This is a genomic window from Burkholderia sp. MSMB1589WGS, from assembly GCF_001636105.1.
GTDB classification, from domain to species: domain Bacteria; phylum Pseudomonadota; class Gammaproteobacteria; order Burkholderiales; family Burkholderiaceae; genus Burkholderia; species Burkholderia humptydooensis.
This window is the reverse complement of the sequence record NZ_LNJT01000008.1, coordinates 673,903-694,115: the sequence shown is the minus strand read 5'-3', so window position 1 is coordinate 694,115 and position 20,213 is coordinate 673,903. Positions and strand designations below refer to the sequence as shown.

The window sequence follows — 20,213 nt, the reverse complement described above, 5'->3', positions numbered from 1 at the left end:
TAGCGAGAATGATTTGCGTTTCTTGGAGCCTCTATGTCATACTCCTGCGCGACTTACATGTCGTAAGCGACCGCGTAAAACCGGGGCGGCGGCATGGGGGAAAGAAGCGGCTGCCTTATTTTTTGAGTGAACGGCCGACGGTGAGAGGCGCGGGCAGTCAATGTCCGCGGGGCGGCAGAGCGGCGTGTGCGGGCGTAGACACGATACGAGCGGGATCGAGTCAGAATGCAAGAGAATCAGGGGCTTACGCTGTCCGGCGAGCATGGAGCGATCGCCATTGTCGGCATCGCGTGCCGTTTTCCGGGCGTGAGCGATGTCCAGGCATTCTGGCGTTTTCTGCTGGAAAGTCGCAGCGCTATTCGCCTGCTGTCCGACGACGTATTGCGTTCCGCCGGAGTTACGCCGGAAGTTCTTGCCGATAGCGCTTATGTCAGGGCGAATGGCAGCCTTGATAATGCGCTCGATTTCGACGCCGCGTTTTTCGGCTATGCGCCCGAAGAAGCGGCCTTGCTGGATCCACAGCAGCGCATCTTTCTCGAAACCTGTTGGCATGCTCTCGAAGACGCCGCGCTCGCGGACGATAAAGACGAGCGGATTGGCGTATATGGCGGCGTCGGCTTTAACACCTATCTTGTCACGCATTTGTCAAATGATCTGCGCAAATGGAGTGGACTCGACCGGTGGCGCGCCGGTATTGCCAATGACAAGGATACGGCCACTTCAAGAGTGGCTTATAAACTCGATTTAGATGGCCCGGCAGTCACGGTGCAGAGCGCCTGCTCGACGTCGCTGGTCGCCGTGCATTTGGCGTGCCAATCGATTCTCGACGGCGATTGCGATGTCGCATTGGCGGGCGGCGCGAGCGTTCATTTTCCGTTGCAGCAGGGCTATCGCCATTTCGCGGACGGCATCGAGGCGCGGGACGGCGTGTGCCGGCCATTCGCGCGCGATGCGGGCGGGACGGTTTTCAGCGATGGCGTCGGCGTGGTCGTGCTGCGGAGATGCGCGGACGCACGCGCGGCCGGCGACCGCATCTACGCGGTGATTCGCGGGTCGGCCGTCAACAACGATGGGGCCGACAAGGCGGGATACACCGCGCCCGGCGAGCGCGGGCAGGCCGAAGTGATTCGCATGGCGCACGCGGTGGCGGGCGTGAGCGGCGACGACATCGATTACGTCGAAGCGCATGGCACCGGCACGGCGGTCGGCGACCGCATCGAATTGCGCGCGCTCGATCAGGCGTTCGGCGCGGCCGGATCGTCTGGGCGGCGCTGCCTGCTCGGCTCGGTGAAGGGCAATCTTGGGCACACGGACAACGCGGCCGGCATCGCCGGGCTGATCAAGACCGCGTTGAGCCTGCATCACGGCGTGCTGCCGCCGACGCTGAATGTCTCCAGCGAAACCGCGGCCCTTCCGACCGACGGACGATTCTCGATTTGCGACCAAGTCGCGCCGTGGCCGCGCGGAACGCGCGCGCGGCTGGCTGGCGTCAGTTCGTTCGGCATCGGCGGCACGAACGCGCACGTCGTGCTGCAGGAGGCGCCTGACACGAGCGGCGACGCGGCATGCGCGGGATGCGACGGCGCGATGCAGGCGATGCCGCTCGTCGCGCCGCATGTCGATTCGCTGCAGCGTTACCTGGACGTGCTCGTCGAGGCGACGCGCGCTGCGCCGCCGGCCGGGTTGCCGGACCTCGCCCACACGCTGCAGCGCAGGCGCGGGCGGGGCCGTCATCGCGGCGTGTTGCTGGCGCGGCGCGATGGCGTGCGCGGAGATCTTTCCTGTTTGCGCACCGAGGGCGCCGAACCGGCGCCGGACGTCGCACCGGGCGTGATCTGGGCGTTTTCCGGCGAATGCATGCCGTTCGCCGGCGCTGGCGCGACGTCCTATCGCAATGCGCCGGTGTTCGCGGCGAACCTCGACCGGCTGCTCGGCCGACTCGATGCACGCGCGGCGGCGCGGGTGCGGCAATGGTTGCTCGGCGGCCACGCGCATGCGGCGGACGAGACGCGCGTGCACGATGCGCGCAGTGCGTATCTGGCGACGTTCGTTCATGGCTACGCGCTGGCGCAGCATTACCTGGCATGCGGGGTGGCGCCGCGCGCGCTGCTGGGCGAAGGGATCGGCGAACTGATCGCCGCGACCGTATCCGGGATGTTCTCGCCGGACGATGCGCTCGAACTGGCGCAGCGCTGCGCGAACCGGCTCGCGCCGTCCGCGGCAACCTCGGCGACCTCGGCGGATGCCGATGGCGGGGCCGGCCGGCAACGCGACGTTGACGAGGCGGACGCGTGGCGCGCGTCGCCGTCATGGGCCGCCGCCTCGCTTGCCGAGGGTCTGCTGGATGTCGAGACGGCTCATCCGGCGATTCCCGTCGCATCGTGCGTCACGGGCGGCTGGCTGACGCGAAACGACGCGCGTCAGCCGTCGCACTGGGCGATGCGCGCCCACGCGCCCGCGCGCTTGGCAGACACAGTGCTGAGCGCACTGTCCGGCGGCGCGGCGATTCTTCAACGGATCGGCGTCGGGACCGCGCCGGACTCGCCGTTTGCACGGTGCCTCGACGCGCTTTCCTCGTGTACGGTCATCGCGGATGGGTTCGACGAAGCGGCAGGCGTGCGTCCGCTAGCCGAGCTGTGGACGCGCGGCGTCGATGTCGACTGGACCCGGCTGCATCGGTCCCGTCCGCGTACGACGTCGGCGCCCGGCTATCCATTCAAGCGAACGACGCTGACGTATCAGGCGAAACCTGACGTGCCGCGCCCCGAAGCGGGCAAGAATGCCCACGTCGCGCATCTGCATTGGGTGCGCGATTCGCGTCGCCGGGTTCCCGCTCGCGGTCCAGGCCGGCTCCTGTGCGTCGCGGCGACGCCGTTGCCCGATACGTTGCGCGACAGTCTCGCCGCGATGGGCGAGCTCGACGTATGGATGCATGTGCCCGACGGCGTCGCGCACGATGCGCGCAGGGCCGCTTCGCAGTGCTTCGACTTCACCTCCGTCGCAGCGTGGCGGCGCGCGTGGGCCGGGCAAGCGGCAGCGAACGTTCCCGCGTCGCTGATCTATTTCGACGGCGCGGGTGCGACCGCGCTTCCGTTCGACACGTCGCTCGCCTGTGCGCTCGCATTCGCGAGCGCGATCGCGGCAGGGCCGACGGACGCGAAACAGGCGCTGTGCATTCACTGGATCTCGTCGGGACTGACTGACGCTGAAGGCGTGTCGCCGAGTGCCGACCGGGCCGCGATGTGGGGGCCTGCGCGCGTGCTGCCTCAGGAAACGTCAGGCGTCGTCTGCCGGGTGTACGACGTCGCGGAGGATTCCGATGGCATCGAACACGATGCGGGCTGGCGAACCGCCGCGGCCCTGATCGCGGCCGACGCGGACGCTGACGGCGCGTTCGCCGTCTTCGCCGTGCGCGGCGCGCGCGTGTACGCCCCGCGTATCGAAACCATGCCGGGAGGGTTCGACGAAGCGACCGCGACGCCCGGTCCGGTGTTGCGCACCGGCGGAACCTATCTTGTGACAGGCGGCGCGGGCGGAATCGGGCGAGCGCTGGCGGCATGGCTGGCAAGCGCCTATGGCGCGCGCGTGCTCGTGTGCGGGCGACGCGCGCAGACGGCGCTCGACGACTGGCGCGCCTTTTGCGAGCAGCATCCGTCCATCGTCTACGTTCAGGCGGACGTCGAAAGCGACGCGCAACTCGCGCGGCTGGGCGACGGGATCGACGGCGGGCTGCACGCGATTCACGGTGTCTTCCACTGCGCGGGCGCGAGCGGCGAAGGCGTGCTGCTGACCAAGAAGCCCGACCAGGCCTGGCGACGCTGCGCGGCGAAAGTTCGCGGCGTGCAGGCGCTATGCCGGGTGTTCGCGCACGTGCCGCTCGATTTCATGGTGCTGGCCAGCTCGGTCAACGCCTGGCTCGGCGGCGTGGGGCAAGCCGAATACTGTTCGGCGAACGCGTATCTCGACGCGTTCGCACGAAGCCGCGCGACCCCGTGGCGCGTGCTGTCGATTGCCTGGGACACTTGGCTGGACACGGGCATGGCGCGCGCGTTGCGCGGCTGGTGCGGCGCGCGACCCGCGTTGGCCGGCCGGTCCCGCGACGCCGGCGGCGTCGCTGCACACGTGGTCTTGCCGCGCGACGCATGGCTGTTGCGCGAACATCGGGTCGATGGTGTCGCGCTGTTGCCGGGAACCGCCCATATCGCACTGCTGCTGCGCGTGGCGCCAGATGCGGATCTGAGCGACGTCGCGCTGCTTGCGCCTGTGCTGGCGCCGGACGGCGCCGGGGTCGCGCTGTCGGTGTCGCGCGCGGATGCGTCCCGGAAGCTCGACGTCAGCGACGCGAGCGGCGCAGTGGTCTGCACGGCCGTTGCGACGCAGCCTGACGAGCCGATTCTGGACGACGTTCCGGCGCGCTGGATCGCGGCCTGTTCGGACGGGCGCGCCGCGCCGTGCGCGGTTCGGCTTCCCGCGCGCCTGAGCGTCGGCCCGCGCTGGAGCTGCCTGGGCGAGGTTCGCCGGTGCGGCGGCCTCTATCGCGTCGAATTGCGGGTCGACGCGCTGGACCGTGACTTCGACGAATGGCCCATGCATCCCGCGGTGATGGATGCCGCGCTGGCGCCGATCCAGTCATGCGCGGCCACGTTCTCCGTGCCGGTCGCATTCGGGCGGATTCGAGCGGTGGCATCGCTAGCCGCCGCGCGTTATAGCTACGTCGCGATTCGCGACGTAGCGCAAGAGTTCGTGCTCGCCGATGTCTGCGTGACGGATGCGCACGACGTGCCTTTGCTGGCGATGGCCGGCGTGCGTTTCGCGCCGCTCGACGAACGCGTGCTGCCCGCGCTGGCGATCGCGGGCGATGCGCTTTCTCACGGGTTGCCGGCGTCGACAGCGCTCGCGTCGCTCGAACGCCTCATCGACGGATGCGCGCTCGAAAGCCTGATCGTAGCCGCAGCGCCGGTCGCCGATCTGGCGAACCGGGTCGAGCAGCGCGCGCAGCGGTTCCGCACCCGCATCGCCGACCGGCCGAACGATGACGGACTCGCCGAGAGCGAGCGGGAGGCGATGCTCCGCGACATCGTCGCACGGCACCTCGGCCTCGAATCGGTCGCCGCCGACGCCAACTTCTTCGCGCTGGGCGGCGATTCGCTCAGCGGTCTGCTGGTGATCGAAAGCGCGCAAAAGGCGGGGTTCCGGATGTCGCTCGCCGACCTGTATCGCGCGCCCACGATCGCACAGCTCGCCGGACTGAACGCGGCCGCGCCGCCCACCGGTCCGGCGCGGCGCGCCGAGCCGTTCGCGCTGCTGTCGGGCGACGATCGCCGGCGCGTGCCCGATGCGGCCGTCGATGCCTTTCCGCTGTCGGCGTTGCAGCAGGGCATCGTGTATTACCGGTCCCGTTACGGCGATGCGACGATCTACCGCGACGTGCTGTGGGCGGAACTCGAAAGCCGTGTGGCGTTCGAGCCCGCGCTGCTCGAACAGGCATGGTCGAGCTGCGTCGAACGGCATCCGGTATTGCGCACCGTCATCGACGCGTCGGGCTACAGCGAGCCGATGCAGATCGTCTATCCGGCGGGTGACGCGTCCGTGACCGTCGAGGCGCTGCACGGGCGGACCGTGCGCGACTGGCTGGCGGAACGGACGCCGGCCGCACATTATCCGATCGGGCGGGCCGTCCATCTGTTCGCGCTGCCCGCCGGCCCCGTCCTGCATGTGCTGCTGCTGCTGGATGACGCGCTGCTCGACGGCTGGAGCGCCACGTCGCTGCTGGCGGAACTGGTGGCGCACTACGGTCGCCTCCTCGATGGCGACGCGCCAGTCCGTCCCGCGCCCCCTGCGCTCACCTTCCATGATTACGTGCGCCATGAACGCGACGTCGTGGCGCGCGACGACGCGCGCGCATTCTGGCGCGAACACCTGAAGGACTGCGCGCCGAGCCGCGTGACGCGCAACGCGCCGTCCGCGGGGGATTCGCCGCCCGACATCGTGATCCGTGAAATGCCCTTCGGCGCGGCCGGTTCCGTCGACGCCGTGGCACGCGCGCATGGCGCGACGCCGAAGGTCGTGCTGCTCGCCGCCTATCTGAGAGCCCTGTCGCTCTGGTGCGGGACACTGGATGTCGTCGTCGGGCTGGAGACGCACACCCGCGTCGAGACCGATGGCGGCGCGGAGGTACTGGGCCTGTATCTGAACACGGTGCCGTTGCGTCATGTGTTTGCATCGATGCCGGTTGGCGGCTATCTCGCGGCGCTGATGCGCACGGAGGCGCAGGTGATCGCGCACCGGCATCTGCCCTTGAGCGACATTCAGCGGCCCTGGTCCGTGGCGCTGTTCGACAACTGCTTCAACTACACGCACTTTCGCAAACTGCAGGCGATCGCCGACACCGGTGCGCTGGGCCGCGCGTTGCAGCTTCGCGGCTACTTCGGCGAAGAGAAGACCCACTATCCGTTCAAGCTGTGGGTGGACCGGGATGCCGCCACGGGTGCGTACCGGCTCTATCTGGCGTTTGATCGCGCGCGCGTCGCGCCGGAGCAGGCCGACGCGTTCGCGTTGCAGTTCGACGCGATCCTGAGCGCGTTCGCGCGGACCCCCGACGCGGATGTGCTGACGATCGGCGTCGCGCCGGTCACGCGGCTGGAGATGACGCCTTCGCGGCTGGCGGGCGCGCCGGTCGCCGTGCCGGAACTCGGCGACCTGTTTGAGCCGGCGTGGGCGGCACATGCCGCGCGGATCGCGCTACGCGAAGGCGACCGCGAGTACTCCTATCGCACGCTCGCCGCGTCGGTGCAGGTCATGGCCCGGCGCTTGCTGGATGCCGGCGACGCACGCGGCGCGATCGTCGCGATCATCGTGCCGCGCTCGTTTCGCTGGGTCGTGGCGCTGCTCGGCGTCATGAAGGCGGGCGCGACGGCGGTGCTGATCGACCCGCGGCTTCCCGCCGTGCGCATCGACGCAATGCTGCGTGCGAGCCAGCCCGCGTTCGTCATCGCGGACGAACGGGGGGCGGGCGGCGCGTTCCCGTCCGGGCGGCACGTTGCACCGGTCGACGGCGTCTCGGACCCGGACCAGGTGGTCCTCGAACGCTGGCCGTCGGCAGGCGCGCTGCCGGCCTATTTGATCTTCACGTCCGGCAGCACGGGCGAGCCGAGGGGCGTCGTCGGCACGCGCGCCGGATTGAGCAACCGCATCGCGTGGCAACTGAAGCGCTATCCGCTCGAGCCGGGCGATGTCTGCCTGGCGAAGACGGCGGCGAGCTTTGTCGACGTGTTCTGCGAAGTACTCGGTCCATTGTGCGCGGGCGCGCTGCTGGTCCTGCCGGACGATGCCGAATGCCGCGATGCCGGGCGTATCGCCGAGCTGTTGCAGCAGCACCGCGTCACGCATCTCGTCGTGGTGCCGACCCTGCTCGAATCCCTGCTGACGCAGTTCGAACTGCGCCCATCGCGGCCCAGGCTGGCGTTGCGCCGCATCGCGGTGAGCGGCGAGCCGCTGACGCGTGGTCTTGCGCGACGCGTCAGCGCGCTGCTGCCCACGGTGCAATGCCTGAACCTGTATGGCAGCGCCGAGGTGGCGGCGGATGTCAGCGCTTTCGCACTGGATGCGTGCGCTGACTCCGACGATCCGGGACCGGGCGTTCCCGTCGGCGCGCCGCTCGACAACCTGTGCCTTCATGTCCTCGATGCGAACCTCGACCCGGCGCCGCCGGGAGGCGAGGGCGAGTTGTATGTGAGCGGCGCGGCGCTGGCGCACGGTTACCTCGGGCAGCCCGCGTTGACCGCCGAGCGCTTCATGCCGAATCCTTGGGCGCGCGAGCGCGGCGACAGCCGGCTGTTCCGCACCGGGGATCTCGCACGGGTCGGCCCGCACGGCGTGGAGATCGTCGGCCGGCGTGACCGGCAGATCAAGGTGCGCGGCGTGCGCGTCGATCTCGACGGTGTCGAGGCATGTCTCGAGCGCTTGCCGCGGGTGCGGCGCGCCGCCGTGATCGAGCAGCACGGCGTGCTGATCGCTTTCCTGCAGTGTGCGCCGGAATGCGATCCCGACGCGTGGCGGCAGGCGCTGCGCGCGCAGTTGAGCGCGGAGGCGCGGCCCGCGCAGTTCTGGCGGCTCGAGCAGATGCCGCTCACGCCGACCGGCAAGATCGATCGTGCGGCATTGCGCACGACGAACGCGCGCCGTCTCGAAAGCGCCGCCGCGACCTCGCTGGACGACGTGGAGGCGGCGCTGGCCGGCCTGTGGCGCGAACTGTTGCCGGACGCGGACGTCACGCGGGACAGTCGCTTCGACGAAGCCGGCGGTCATTCGCTGTTGCTGCTGCAACTGGGCGGCCTGATCGAGCGCAGGTTCGGTTGCCGGCTGAGCGTCGCGGAGTTGCTGGCCGCGCCGACGTTGGCCGACGAGGCGCAACTGGTGCGCGCGCAACGAACCTCGGCGCCCGCCGCGACGCCGCTCGTCGGCGACCCGGCCGCGGAGGCCGTTCCGTTCGCGCCCACCCCGTTGCAGCAGGCGTACTGGATCGCGCGCCACCAGGCGGGATCCGACGGCGGCGGCAGCCATCTGTATCAGGAGTGGGAAATCGCGCGCCTCGACGCCGACCGGCTCACGCATGCGTGGAATCGGCTGATTGTGCGTCACGGCATGCTGCGCGCCCGGTTCGATGGTGACGGCCAGTTGTCGGTGCAGCCCGCGCGGCCGTATCGCATCGCTTGCCGGGACCTGCGCGATCTCGATCCGGCGCGCCAGGCGGCCGTGCTGCTGGAATGGCGCGAGCGGCACGCGTTCGCGCCGCTCCCGCTCGATGGCGGGCCGTTGTTTGATTTGCGCGTGTTCCGGCTCTCGGCCGAGATGGACATTCTCGTCGTCAAGGTGGACTTCCTGATCGCCGATGCGTGGAGCCTCGGCATGCTCGCGCGCGAATGTGCGACGCTCTATCGTGATCCGGACGCCGCGCTGCCGGCGCTCGACATTTCATTCCGCGACGTACTCGAGCACCGGCGCCGGCACGCCGATCCGGCCATACGGGACGCGGCGCGGCGGTACTGGCGCGAACGGCTCGCGTCGTTGCCGGGGATGCCGGCATTGCCGGTGCGCAACGACGCCGATGCGCGTTTGCCGGTGGTCAGGCGGCGCGCGCTCACGCTCGATGCCGATGCGCAGCGGGCGCTCGCGGCGCTCGCCGCCCGCGTTGGCGTGCCGGCGAGCAGCCTGTATCTCGCCGCTTACGTGGCGGTGCTGCAACGCTGGTCGGAGCGAAAGGCGTTTTCCATCACGCTGACCTGGTTCGACCGGCCGCCCGTTCACCCGCACGTCAATCGCGTGGCGGGGGATTTCACGTCGGTCCTGTGGCTCGAAATCGACGGCGCGCCCGCCGCGTCGTTCTTTGCGTTCGCGCGCGCGGTCCACGCGCGCCTGCTTGCGGACCTGGACCATCGCGACTATGGCGGCGTCGAAGTGGCCCGCGAAGCGCGGCACGCGTCGGCGACTCAGGACGCGATGCGCTATGTCTTTACGCATATCCCGGAGCTCGACGGCGGCGCGGCGTCCTTCGCGTCGCTGGGCACGGAGCGCCACCGGATCACGCGCACGGCTGGCGTGTGGATCGACAACCAGGTGGTGGGCGAGGGCGGTCTGGTGCGCCTGCACTGGGACAGCGTCGACGAGCGGTTCGCGCCGGGCGTGATCGACGACATGTTCGCGGCCTACCGCGATCTGGTGACCGCGCTGACCGCCGCGGACGAAGTGAACGCGCCGTCCGTCCGGCTGCCCGCCGCGCAACGCGCGCGCCGTCGCGCGACCGAACGCGAGAGCGAACCCGGCGAGGACTATCTGAGCCGGTTCGCGCGCCGATGCCGTGAGGCGCCCGATGCGGCGGCCGTCATTGCGTCGGACCGCACGCTGACCTACGGCGCGCTGTGGACGCGCGCGACGCGGCTTGCCGCGCGCCTGACGCGCGAAGCCAACGGCGCGACGTGCGTGGCGCTCCATATGACGCCCGGCTGGCGCTATGCGGTAGCGGCGCTCGCCGTGCAACTGGCCGGTTTCGCGTACGTGCCGCTGTCGTTGCGCTGGCCGCGCGAGCGCGTGGCCCGCGTGATCGACCGGTACGGCATCCGGTATGCGTTTTCGGACGGCGCGGACCTGCCGTCGCGACCGGATCGGCCGGCGGTCCGGACGTTCCACGTTCCCGAGCGCGACGACGAGACCGATCTGGGCGAATTCCAGCCGGTCTTCGATTCCGCCGCGCTCGCGTACGTGATGTTCACGTCAGGCAGCAGCGGGGAGCCGAAGGGCGTCATGATGCGCCGCCACGCCGTGGCGAACACGCTGGACGACCTGCGCGCCCGCCTGCGGCTCGGCGCGGGCGACCGCGTGCTCGGTTTGTCCGATCCCGGCTTCGACCTGTCCGTGTTCGACCTGTTCGGCACGCTGTCGTCCGGCGCCGCGCTGGTGATGCCGGATGCGTCGGCGCGCATGGAGCCGGGGGCCTGGTGGGCGCTTTGCGTCGAACATCGGGTCACGATCTGGAACACCGCGCCCGCGTTGTTCGAACTGCTCGTCGACTATGCGAAGGGCAAGACCGCGCGGATCGGCACGCTGCCGCTGCGCTGGGTGATGCTGAGCGGCGACTGGATCGCACTGCATCTGCCGGACGCGCTGCGAGAGCTCGCGCCGGGCGCGCGCTTCCTGTCGCTCGGCGGCGCGACCGAGGCGGGCATCTGGTCGGTGTCCTTTCCCGTGGCCACGGTGGCCCCCGACTGGACCCGCATCCCATACGGCATGCCGCTGCGCGGACAGCGCTGCGACATCGTGGACAGCTTTGGCCTGTCCTGTCCGGATGGCGTCGCCGGTGAACTGACGATCGCGGGCGCGAGCCTGAGCGACGGATACTGGCAGCGCGACGATCTGACCGCGCAGGCCTTCGTCGTCGACGCGCTGACCGGCGAACGCCGCTACCGGACGGGCGACCTCGCGCGCTATCGGGCCGACGGCGTGATCGAACTGCTCGGACGCATCGATTCACAGGTCAAGATCGCCGGTCATCGGATCGAGTGCGCGGAGATCGAGCATGTGATCGGCGCGTGCGGCGGGGTGTCCCGCGCCGTCGTGGTGCCGGTCGCGGGCCGCGCGGGCGTGGTCGAACTGCATGCGGTATTGCAGGCCGACGACGCACTGTCGACGGAGCGCATCCGGCTGCATTGCGGCGAACGACTGCCGGCGTACATGGTGCCGCGGCATTGGCATCGCGACATGGCAATTCCGCTGAACGACAACGGCAAGCTCGATCGGCGCGTCATGCGCGAACGCATCGAAGCGGCACTCATGGAGGCTGAATGACATGGCGCGATTCGCGCACTGGACGATTCATCGGACGCACGGCGCGCTGCGCCGCGCGGTGTACGCGAGCCTGCTCGTCTGCGCGTCGCAGTCGGCGGTCGCGGACGATAACCGCTATCACGTGAAGGACTGCATGTCCTGTCACGACACGGCGGGCGGACACGACAGGGCGATACCGGTCATTCTCGGGCAGAAAAAAGGCTATCTCGTCAGCCGGCTCGACGCGTTTCGCCACCCCGGGGCCGACGGCAGTCTCATGCCGCGTCTGATGCCGGCGTTCACGCCGCAAGAAATCGACCAGCTCGCGACGTATCTGGCGTCGCAGCGCTCCGGCCTGCTGCCGTCGACTGGCGCGGGCGCCGGCACGGCCGGCATCGGCTTTGCGCGTTATCAGCAGCATTGCGCCGTTTGCCACGAGCAGGCGGCCGACAGTCCGCTGCTGCGAGGGCAGGGCCGCGCGTACCTCGTCGGCGCGCTGCGCGATTTCGTCTACGGTCGGCGCGGCATGCCCGACAGGATGCGCGACAGCCTGAATGCGCTGTCGGCCGACGATCTGAATGCCGTGATCGGCTTTCTGACAACTTCTTCGAACAGGAAAGACCAGTGAAACGTTCGTCTGTTGCCTCCCGCTCGCCGCGCGCGCCGCGTCTCCTCGACCGGCTGCCGGCGCAGCGCTACTTGCAGGGTGTCGCGCTGAGCGCCGCGCTGTCCGGCGCGCCGCTTGCCGCGCTCGCCGCCGACAACCCGCCGGACGGCCCCAGCCCGGCCTTCATCGGCGCGTCGACCTACGCCAAGATCATGTGCTCCGGTCTCTTCGTTGCCGGACTCGACGAACGGCAGATCCGCACGCAGGATCTGGCCGATCTGCCGCCGATCCCGGTGGAGATCGATCGCGACCGCCGCGCGGTCTCCGCGAGCCTGGGCCCGGTGAAGCGCACCGCCCGCTATCGGGACGGGCTCGGCTGCACGCTCGACAACGCGGTGTCCCCCGCGCTGACGCGCGCGGCGTCGCCGAAACCTTATCCGCAGGTGGGCGAAGCCAGCGCGACCCATCCCGCGCCGCTCGCGGCCGCTCCGCTCCCGGCGCTGATCCCCGCGCTGGACCATGCGTTCGACGAGAACGATTCCGCGCTGCTGAAGAATACGCGCGCGGTGCTGGTCATGCATCGCGGCAGGATCGTCGCGGAGCGATATGCGCAGGGCGTCACGATGGATACGCCGCTGCCGGGTTATTCGATGGTGAAGGGCGTCGCCAATCTGCTGACCGGGACGCTCGTGCGGCGCGGGTGGCTGACGCTCGCGCAACAGGACCTTCGGCAGGAATGGCGCGGCGCGCCCGACGACGCGCGCCGGCAGATTTCCGTCGATCAACTGCTGCGCATGACGTCGGGACTCGCGTGGAGCGAAAGCTATCTCGGCACGCGCTCGGATCTGATGAAGATGCTGACCGCGGCGCACGATCCCGCGGCGTACGCGGCGGCCAAGCCGCTGGCCGCGCGCGAGGACGCCGCCGGTGCACCGAAGCCGCTCCCGGACGCGCAGCGTTTCGAATCGGTGCTCGGCCCGGCGAAGAGTCTGACGCCCCGCGACGTTGCGCGGACTATGCTGCCCGGCGAGGCATGGCGCTACTCGGGCGGCTCGTACGAAATCCTGTCGGCCGTGCTTGCGGATTCGTTGCGCGCACACCGGGAAGACCCGCTCGTCTATCCATATCGCGCGCTGCTTGGTCCGCTGGGCATGACGAGCGCGGTGCTGGAAGCGGCGCCGGACGGCAACTACATGCTGTCGTCGTTCATGCTCGCGACCGCCCGCGACTGGGGCCGGCTCGGCCAGTTCCTGCTCGATCAGTCGCGCAACAGCGCGCGCGCCGGCGAACTGCTGCCCGCGAACTGGCTGAAGGACAGCCTGCGCCCGACGCTTGCGCGGAACATGCCGATCGGCACGGAAGTCGGCGCCGGCTACTGGCTCAATTCCCTGGGTCCGGAGGTGTCGCACGGCGCGTTCTATCTCGGCGGCTTCCAGGGCCAGTTCGTGATCGTCGTTCCGGACCAGGATCTCGTGGTGGTGAGGCTGGGCGCGACCTCGGCGGACGGCAACTGGATGGCCCGCAAAGTGCTGGAGGACATCGTGCCCCGCCTGGACTGATCCGGCGCATCGTCGCCGATCGTATTCCGTCACCCCTCGATACGTCATGAGAAAACCATGAAGACCCGCATTGGCAAGGCAATCCTGCTGCTGGCCGCGCTCGCCGGCGTTCCGGCCTGCGCGCAAACCGCGACGAGCGCGGCCGACTCAAACTCAAACGCGCCCGTCGCTTCCATCGCCAGCATTTACGTGACGCCTGGCAAGCGCGCGCAATTCGAGGCACTGTACGAACAGCGCTACGCCGGCGCCCTCGGGCGCGCGGACGGCCTGCTCGAATCCTATCTCCTGGCGCCGCTCGCCGACGACAACGCAGCGCCCTTCAAGCACTTTACGATCTGGCGCGATCGGGCGTCCTACGACAAGTTCTTCGCGAAGGTGACGAGCGGCGAGCATCCGGCCGGTGCGAAAAGCAGCTATGGCGGCGAAGGCGACCTGTATACGCGGCGTCCGATTTACGAACTGTACGCGGTGCCCGTTCACCGCAACGCGGCGAGCACGGCGAACGCCGCCGGCGCGGCGAACTGAGCGATGATGGACGCATCGCTTGCATCGCCGTCGGCTGGTTCGCCCATCGTCGGCGAAGGTTCCGATGGCGCGTCGTCGACCCTCGCGCAGATCCGGCAGATCGTCGAATCGGTGCTGGGCGTGGCCGTGCCCGACCACGACACGAACATCATCGGCCTCGGCGCCAACTCGATGGAGCTGGTGCGCATCATCAACCGCATCGAGGACAGCACCGGCGTGCGCATCGGCTTCGACGCGCTGAATTTCTCGCCGTCCGTCGCGATGCTGGCGGCAAGCGTCGATGCGGCGCGAGGAGACGCGGTCGCGCCGCCGGCGCCCCCTGATGCGGCCGACATCGGCGGCGCGGACGAGCGGCGCGTCGGGCCGGTGATCGACGCGCTTCGCGACGACGCCGGTTGGCCGATCGTGCGTCTCGCGGTCGATGCAGCGGACAGTCCGTGCGCCGGCAGCGTCCGGACGTTTCGCGAGACGCCGTTGGAACTCGCGCAGTTGGCGCGGCTGCTGGGCGTGCTCGCACAAACGGATGCGAACTCGCCGCGCCGCGCCGCCTACGCGTCGGCCGGCGCGCGCTATCCAGTGCAGGCCTATCTGTACGTCAAGGCTGGCGCTGTCGCGGGTCTGTCATGCGGCCTGTATTACTTCCATCCGACGCGCGGAGAGCTGTGGCTGCTGGCGCCCGATCTCGTGATCGATGGCTCGCTGTACGACCCGTTGCTCAACGCGGAGATCCATCGGCAGGCCGCGTTTTCGATTCATCTGGTGTCGCGGCCGGCCGCCATCGAACCGATGTACGGCGCACGCGCGCGCGACTACAGCCTGCTCGAAGCGGGGGCGATGGCGCAGTTGCTGCGCATGCGCGCCCCGTCCTGCGGCATCGGCCTGTGCGCGATCGGCGATTTCGCGTTCGAGCCGGTGCGCGGCTGGTTCGAACTCGACGAGGGGCAGGCGTGTCTGCACACGCTGCTCGGAGGCTTGGCGCCGTGAATCACGCGCAGACGCGGGACGGCTATCCGCTTTCCGTCAACCAGCAATTGCTGTGGCGCTATCAGTCCATGTTTCCGGACGCGGCGACGTACGCGATGCTGGGCATTGCGCGTGCGCGCACGGTGCCGGACATCGCGTCGCTGCGGCGCGCGTATCGGCGCCTCGTCGAACGTCATGAGATTCTCCGGTGCCGGATCGGCGACGGAGCGAGCGGGCTCGCCGCGTATCCGCTCGACCTCGGGCGGATCGGGGATGACGATTTGTTGCCGCTCGAACCGGCGCAGGACTGGTCCAGCGAGCGCCTGGCGGCCTTCATCGACGCGCGCTTTGCGCGCGCGCACGCCGTCGGCGACGTGGCGTTGTTTCGCTGCGTGGCGGTCCTTGCGTCCCGCGCGGCGGCGGACGGCCTGACTCTGAACGGCGCGCGGGTGTGCGCGCCGCTCGGCGATCCGGCGGCCGGGACAGTGGCGCTGCTCGTGTTCACCGCGCATCACATCGTGGTGGATTTCCTGTCGTTTCCGCTGATTCTGCGAGAGCTGGACACGCACTACGCGGACGAGACCGCGGCTGCGTCGCGGACGCGGCGCGCCTTTCAGGCCGACGCGAATTTCCGGCGGTTCGCGACCTGGGAGCGCGACTGGCTCGACAGCGCCGATGCGCGCGCGCGCGCCGACGCGTACGCGGTTCATCTGGTTCAGCCGGCAGAACTGCTGTCGTTCGGCGGCGCGCCCGCGGCGCGGCCCGCAAACCGGACCGAACGCGAATACCGCTTCGCCTTGCCGAACGCTGTCCGTGATGCGCTGGCGGTCTGCGCGCGCACGCACGGCGTGACGCCATATGTTGCGATGCTGTCGGTGTTTCAACTGCTGCTGCACGTTCATTGCGCGTCGGACGACGTCAGCGTGGCCACGCCGGTTCATGGCCGGACCCGCGCATTCAGCCGGACGGTCGGCTATTTCGCGAATGCCTTGCCGGTTCGCCAGCGCATCGACGCGCGCGACACCTTTGCCGATCTCCTGCTGCGCAATCGCGATGCGTTGCGCGGCGGACTGCGTGCCGCGCCGGTGCCGTTTCCCGCGCTGTGCGAACGCGCCGGCGTGCGCGAGGTGAGCCCCGGCATGACCGCATTCACGCAGGTCGGGCTGGTGTGGAATGTGATGCCGGAACCGGATGCCGACGCATGGCTCGACACGCAGCATGTCGAACAGCATGGGACGCCATACGATCTGGCACTGACCGTCTACGTGCGGAGCGACGGGTGGACCTGCGGACTGAAGCACGACGCCGCGATGGTGCCCCGGCATTTCGTCGAGCGATGCGTCGCCGACCTGCCGCGTTTCGCGTTGCTGCTCGCCGGCGCGCCGGCGACGCCATGTGGTGAGCTTGCGTTCGTGCAGCCGCCGGACTGGCATCGCCGGGAACCGGTCGCGCCGGCGCCGCCGGCCGATTTCATCGAAGCCGCGTTGCGCGCGCATGCGCGCCGCGCGCCGGATGCGATCGCGCTGCGCGACGGCAAGCAGCACCTGTCGCGCGACGAATTGATGCGCGTCACGCACCGCATGGCCCTCGCGCTCAGGCAACTCGCGCCGGCGGGCGGTCCCGTCGGCATCCTGATGGAACGCGGCGTCGATGTTGCGCTGGCGGTGATCGCGGGATTCCGGGCCGGGATTGCCGTCGCGCCGCTGCATCCCGATCAATCCTCCGCCTGGCTGGCCCGCGCATGCCGGGATGCCGGCGTGCGCCACCTCGTGTGTTCAGCCGCGCACGCCGGACTGGCCGCGTCGATGCCGGCGCCGACGCTCGCTTATTCGCGGTGGCGGGCGCTGGCTGAGCAGGTCGGCGACGCCGCGCTGCCCAGCCCCGATCCGCTCGATACCGCGTATGTGATCCATACGTCGGGGTCGTCTGGCCTGCCCAAGAGCGTCGCGGTGAGCCGGAACAGCCTGCAGCACCTGCTGGCGGCGAGCCGGTTCATGTTCGACGTCGCCGATGCGCACTGGACGCTCGCGCATCATCCGAGCTTCGATTTTTCGATGTGGGAGTTGTGGGGGCCGCTTGCTCACGGCGGCGCGTTGACCGTGCTCGACGAGCGGGAAGCGGCCTCGCCCGACGCGCTGTACGACGCGCTCGTGCGCGACGGCATCACGCACATGGGACTGACGCCGGCCGCCTGCCGTCTGCTGCTGCCGGTGCTGGACCGGTGCGGCGTGCGGACGCTGAAGGTCGTGTGCGTCGGCGGCGCTGCGGTCGACAGTGCGCTCGTCAACCGGCTCGCGTCGCTCGGCGTCGACGCGTGGACCTTTTACGGCCCGACGGAAGCGACGGTCTGGGCCACGTGCGCGCGGCTGCGCGCCGACGACGAGGACGCGCGGATCGGTTATCCGCTCGCGGGCATGCGCGCCTATGTGCTCGACGAACGACTTCGGTGGGCGCCGGAGCGTCAGACCGGCGAGCTCTATCTTGGCGGGCCGCAGTTGACGCGTTACCTGGGCGCGCCCAGCGCGACAGCCGCCGCGTTCGTGCCCGATCCGTGGCGGTCGGGCGAACGCATGTATCGCACCGGCGACCGCGTCCGCTATTCGCGCGACGGCGGATTGCTGTTCGTCGGACGGGCAGACCGGCAGGTCAAGATCAATGGCTATCGCGTCGAGCTTGATGCCGTGTCGCACGCACTGTCGGCGTGTCCCGGGATCGCGCAGGTCGGCTGCGCGCATCTTCCGGATGACGGCGTCGGCGCACTGTATACGTCGTCGGATGGCCAGCCGATTCCACTCGCGACGCTGGCCGGCTTCGCGCGCGAGACCTTGCCGCGTTATGTGTTGCCGATACGTTTCGTTCATCGGCCGACGTTTCCGCTGACGCGCAACGGCAAGCCCGATCTCGATGCGATCCAGGCCGAACTGGAGCGGGCGGCGGGTGCGTCGGCGTCCGATGCCCCGTCACTTGACGAAGCCCGGTTGCGGGCGGATATCGTGCACGCGCTCGAAGAAGATCTGGGCCGCTCGGACGTGACCGTCGACGCGAATTTTCACGAACTGGGCGCGACGTCGATCGTGCTGTCGAGGGTGTACGCGCGGCTCGCGCCGCGCGTTGCGACGCGCATCGAACTGGCCGATCTATACGCCTTTCCCACGGCCCGGCGGCTCGCGCACTGGCTCGCGTCGGGCGAGGTTGACGCACCCGCGCCGCAGACGCGCGCGCCGTCCCAATGGCACACGCGGCGTTCACGGCTCGCACGGAACCGACCGGAATGATTGAGATGAACAGGAGCGGACACCATGTGCGGATTCGTCGTCGTCTGTCATCGTGAGGCAGCCGTGCCGATCGAGCGGATCGGTCACGCGCTCGACACGCTGCGCCATCGCGGTCCCGACGGTCGCGCGCTATGGCGCGCGGACGACGCGCGTAGCGCGATGGGATTCCACCGTCTCGCGCTGGTCGGGCCCGCTCACGAGATGCAGCCGTTTCACGCCGGCGACGTGCATGTCGTGGTCAACGGCGAACTGTACGGACACGCGGCGCTGCGGCGCGAGTTGACCGCGCGCGGCGCGCGGTTCTCGACGCAATCCGATTGCGAAGTGATGCTGCACGGCTACCGGCGCGACGGCATCGACTTCGTGCGGCGGCTGAACGGCGAATTCGCCGGCGTGATCTGGGACCAGCGCGCGCGGACGTTATACGCGATGCGCGATCAATGGGGCGTGAAGCCGCTCTATTACCGCATCGACGGCGACGGCATCCTTCTCGCGTCCGAGATCAGGGCGCTGGCCGCGCTCGGCGCACGCTTGCGCTGGAACCACGGCGCGCTGTTCCAGCATTGTTTCGCGTCGCTCGGACCGGCTCAGACCTTGTTCGACGGCATTCATCAGGTACCGCCGGGCCATGTGCTCGAATGGGATGCGCAGGGTTGGCGCGTGACGCCCTACGAACCGGCGGCCGACGATGCGTTGCCGCGCGATCCGCGCGACCCCGTGCGCGCGCTGATGCCGGCGTTGCGCACGCGGCTCGACCATGCCGTGCGCGACCGGCTGGAGGGCGACGCGCCGATTGCCTGCTATCTGAGCGGCGGCGTCGATTCCGCGACGCTTGCGGCGCTGGCGGTCCGCCACCGGCCCGACGGACTGGCGGCTTTCACCGTGGATTTCGGCGCCCATGCCGACGATGCGGCCGGCGCGGCGGCGATCGCGTCGAGTCTCGGCATCCAGCATCAGGTCCTGCCGTTCGACGAACAGCAACTCGTCGCGCATTTCGAGGACGCGGTGCGGCACGCGGAGACCATCGGTTTCAATTTCATCGGGTCCGCGCGCTGGATGCTCGGCCGGGCGGTTGCCGCGAGCGGCTACAAGGCCGTGCTCGCGGGCGACGGCGCCGACGAACTGTTCGGCGGGTATGGCTTCTCCGTGATGGACGGCCTGTTCGGCGGCTCGCCGCGTCAGCGCGACCTGATCACGCATGTACTCGAGAGCGGTCGCGCGGCGCTCGCGGCGGAGCTTGGCCAGGCGCTGCCGCTCTTCGGGCTGGACGTCGCGCGCCATGGCGATATCGCGCCTTACCTCGTGACCAGTTGGAACTATCAGCGCAGCGGCATGCGCCTGCTGCTCGCGCAGCCGTTTCTCGAGCAGTTTCGCGAGCACAACCCGTACGACATGCTGCTGGATGCGACGGGCGGCTTCAGCGACCCGTCGAGGTCAACCATGCGCCGGTCGCTGCAGCTATGGCGCAAGTCGCTGTTCGTGAATCACATCCTGGTATCGGAGCGGCTGGACATGGCGCATGGACTCGAGACGCGCTACCCGTATCTGGACCATCGCGTCGCTGCCGTCGCGGATGCGCTGCCGGATGCGTGGCTCGCCGACGATGTGCGCGACAAGCGTTTTCTCAGGACCGCGGTCGCGTCGTTGACGCCCGAGTGCGCGCGTCGCGCGCCGAAGCGGCCGTTCGAGGCGCCGCCGATCTCGGCGCGGCGAAGCGGCGCGTTCCAGCGCTACTGGCAGGACGTGCTGCATAGCGACGCGGCGCGGCACTCGTCGATTTTCGACCATCGACGGCTGCTGTGGCTGGACAGCCTGCTGCCGTCGCTGTCCAGAAAATCGCAGGAACGGGTCGACAGCTTTTTGATGATGGCGCTCAGCTTCTTCGCGTTGCAGCGATGTTTCGGCGTGGCCGGCTGAGGGACGGACCGGGGACCGCGCTGCCGCCGCGTCGTTGTGCCGTGGCGG

The 20,213-nt window shown here is 69.5% G+C and carries 7 protein-coding genes; all 7 read left to right on the top strand.

All coding sequences use genetic code 11. The features are described from left to right. Positions 1-225: 225 nt before the first annotated feature. The 7 genes from WT16_RS20915 to asnB are packed head-to-tail and all read left to right on the top strand — an operon-like array spanning position 226 to position 20,165. Positions 226-11,340, top strand: a complete 11,115-nt coding sequence (locus tag WT16_RS20915; protein WP_063534118.1) for a non-ribosomal peptide synthetase — start codon at positions 226-228, stop codon at positions 11,338-11,340. A gap of 1 nt (position 11,341) precedes the next feature. Next, complete coding sequence (locus tag WT16_RS20910; protein WP_015603934.1) at positions 11,342-11,947, top strand: c-type cytochrome; 606 nt, start codon at positions 11,342-11,344, stop codon at positions 11,945-11,947. Next, complete coding sequence (locus WT16_RS20905; protein WP_015604150.1) at positions 11,944-13,485, top strand: serine hydrolase; 1,542 nt, start codon at positions 11,944-11,946, stop codon at positions 13,483-13,485. Before WT16_RS20910 ends, WT16_RS20905 begins: the two co-directional genes overlap by 4 nt. A 57-nt stretch (positions 13,486-13,542) precedes the next feature. Next, on the top strand, positions 13,543-14,010 hold the full coding sequence (locus WT16_RS20900) for an antibiotic biosynthesis monooxygenase family protein (RefSeq protein ID WP_063534117.1): 468 nt from the start codon (positions 13,543-13,545) through the stop codon (positions 14,008-14,010). 6 nt (positions 14,011-14,016) lie between these two features. After that, a complete protein-coding gene (locus WT16_RS20895; protein ID WP_063534116.1) occupies positions 14,017-14,994 on the top strand; it encodes a nitroreductase family protein in 978 nt (325 codons plus the stop codon). Beyond that, positions 14,892-18,248 (top strand): non-ribosomal peptide synthetase, encoded by a 3,357-nt coding sequence (locus WT16_RS20890; protein WP_231892134.1) that lies wholly within the window; start codon positions 14,892-14,894, stop codon positions 18,246-18,248. The genes WT16_RS20895 and WT16_RS20890 overlap by 103 nt, the downstream gene beginning before the upstream one ends. Positions 18,249-18,272: 24 nt before the next feature. Beyond that, positions 18,273-20,165, top strand: coding sequence for an asparagine synthase (glutamine-hydrolyzing) (asnB, locus tag WT16_RS20885; RefSeq protein ID WP_063534114.1), 1,893 nt, complete (start codon positions 18,273-18,275; stop codon positions 20,163-20,165). Positions 20,166-20,213: the final 48 nt, after the last annotated feature.

Bases quoted from the DNA above. Each gene is read 5' to 3' on its own strand.
- WT16_RS20900 (WP_063534117.1), top strand. From the start codon at position 13,543: ATGAAGACCCGCATTGGCAAGGCAATCCTGCTGCTGGCCGCGCTCGCC.
- asnB (WP_063534114.1), top strand. From the start codon at position 18,273: ATGTGCGGATTCGTCGTCGTCTGTCATCGTGAGGCAGCCGTGCCGATC.
- WT16_RS20915 (WP_063534118.1), top strand. From the start codon at position 226: ATGCAAGAGAATCAGGGGCTTACGCTGTCCGGCGAGCATGGAGCGATC.
- WT16_RS20895 (WP_063534116.1), top strand. From the start codon at position 14,017: ATGGACGCATCGCTTGCATCGCCGTCGGCTGGTTCGCCCATCGTCGGC.
- WT16_RS20910 (WP_015603934.1), top strand. From the start codon at position 11,342: ATGGCGCGATTCGCGCACTGGACGATTCATCGGACGCACGGCGCGCTG.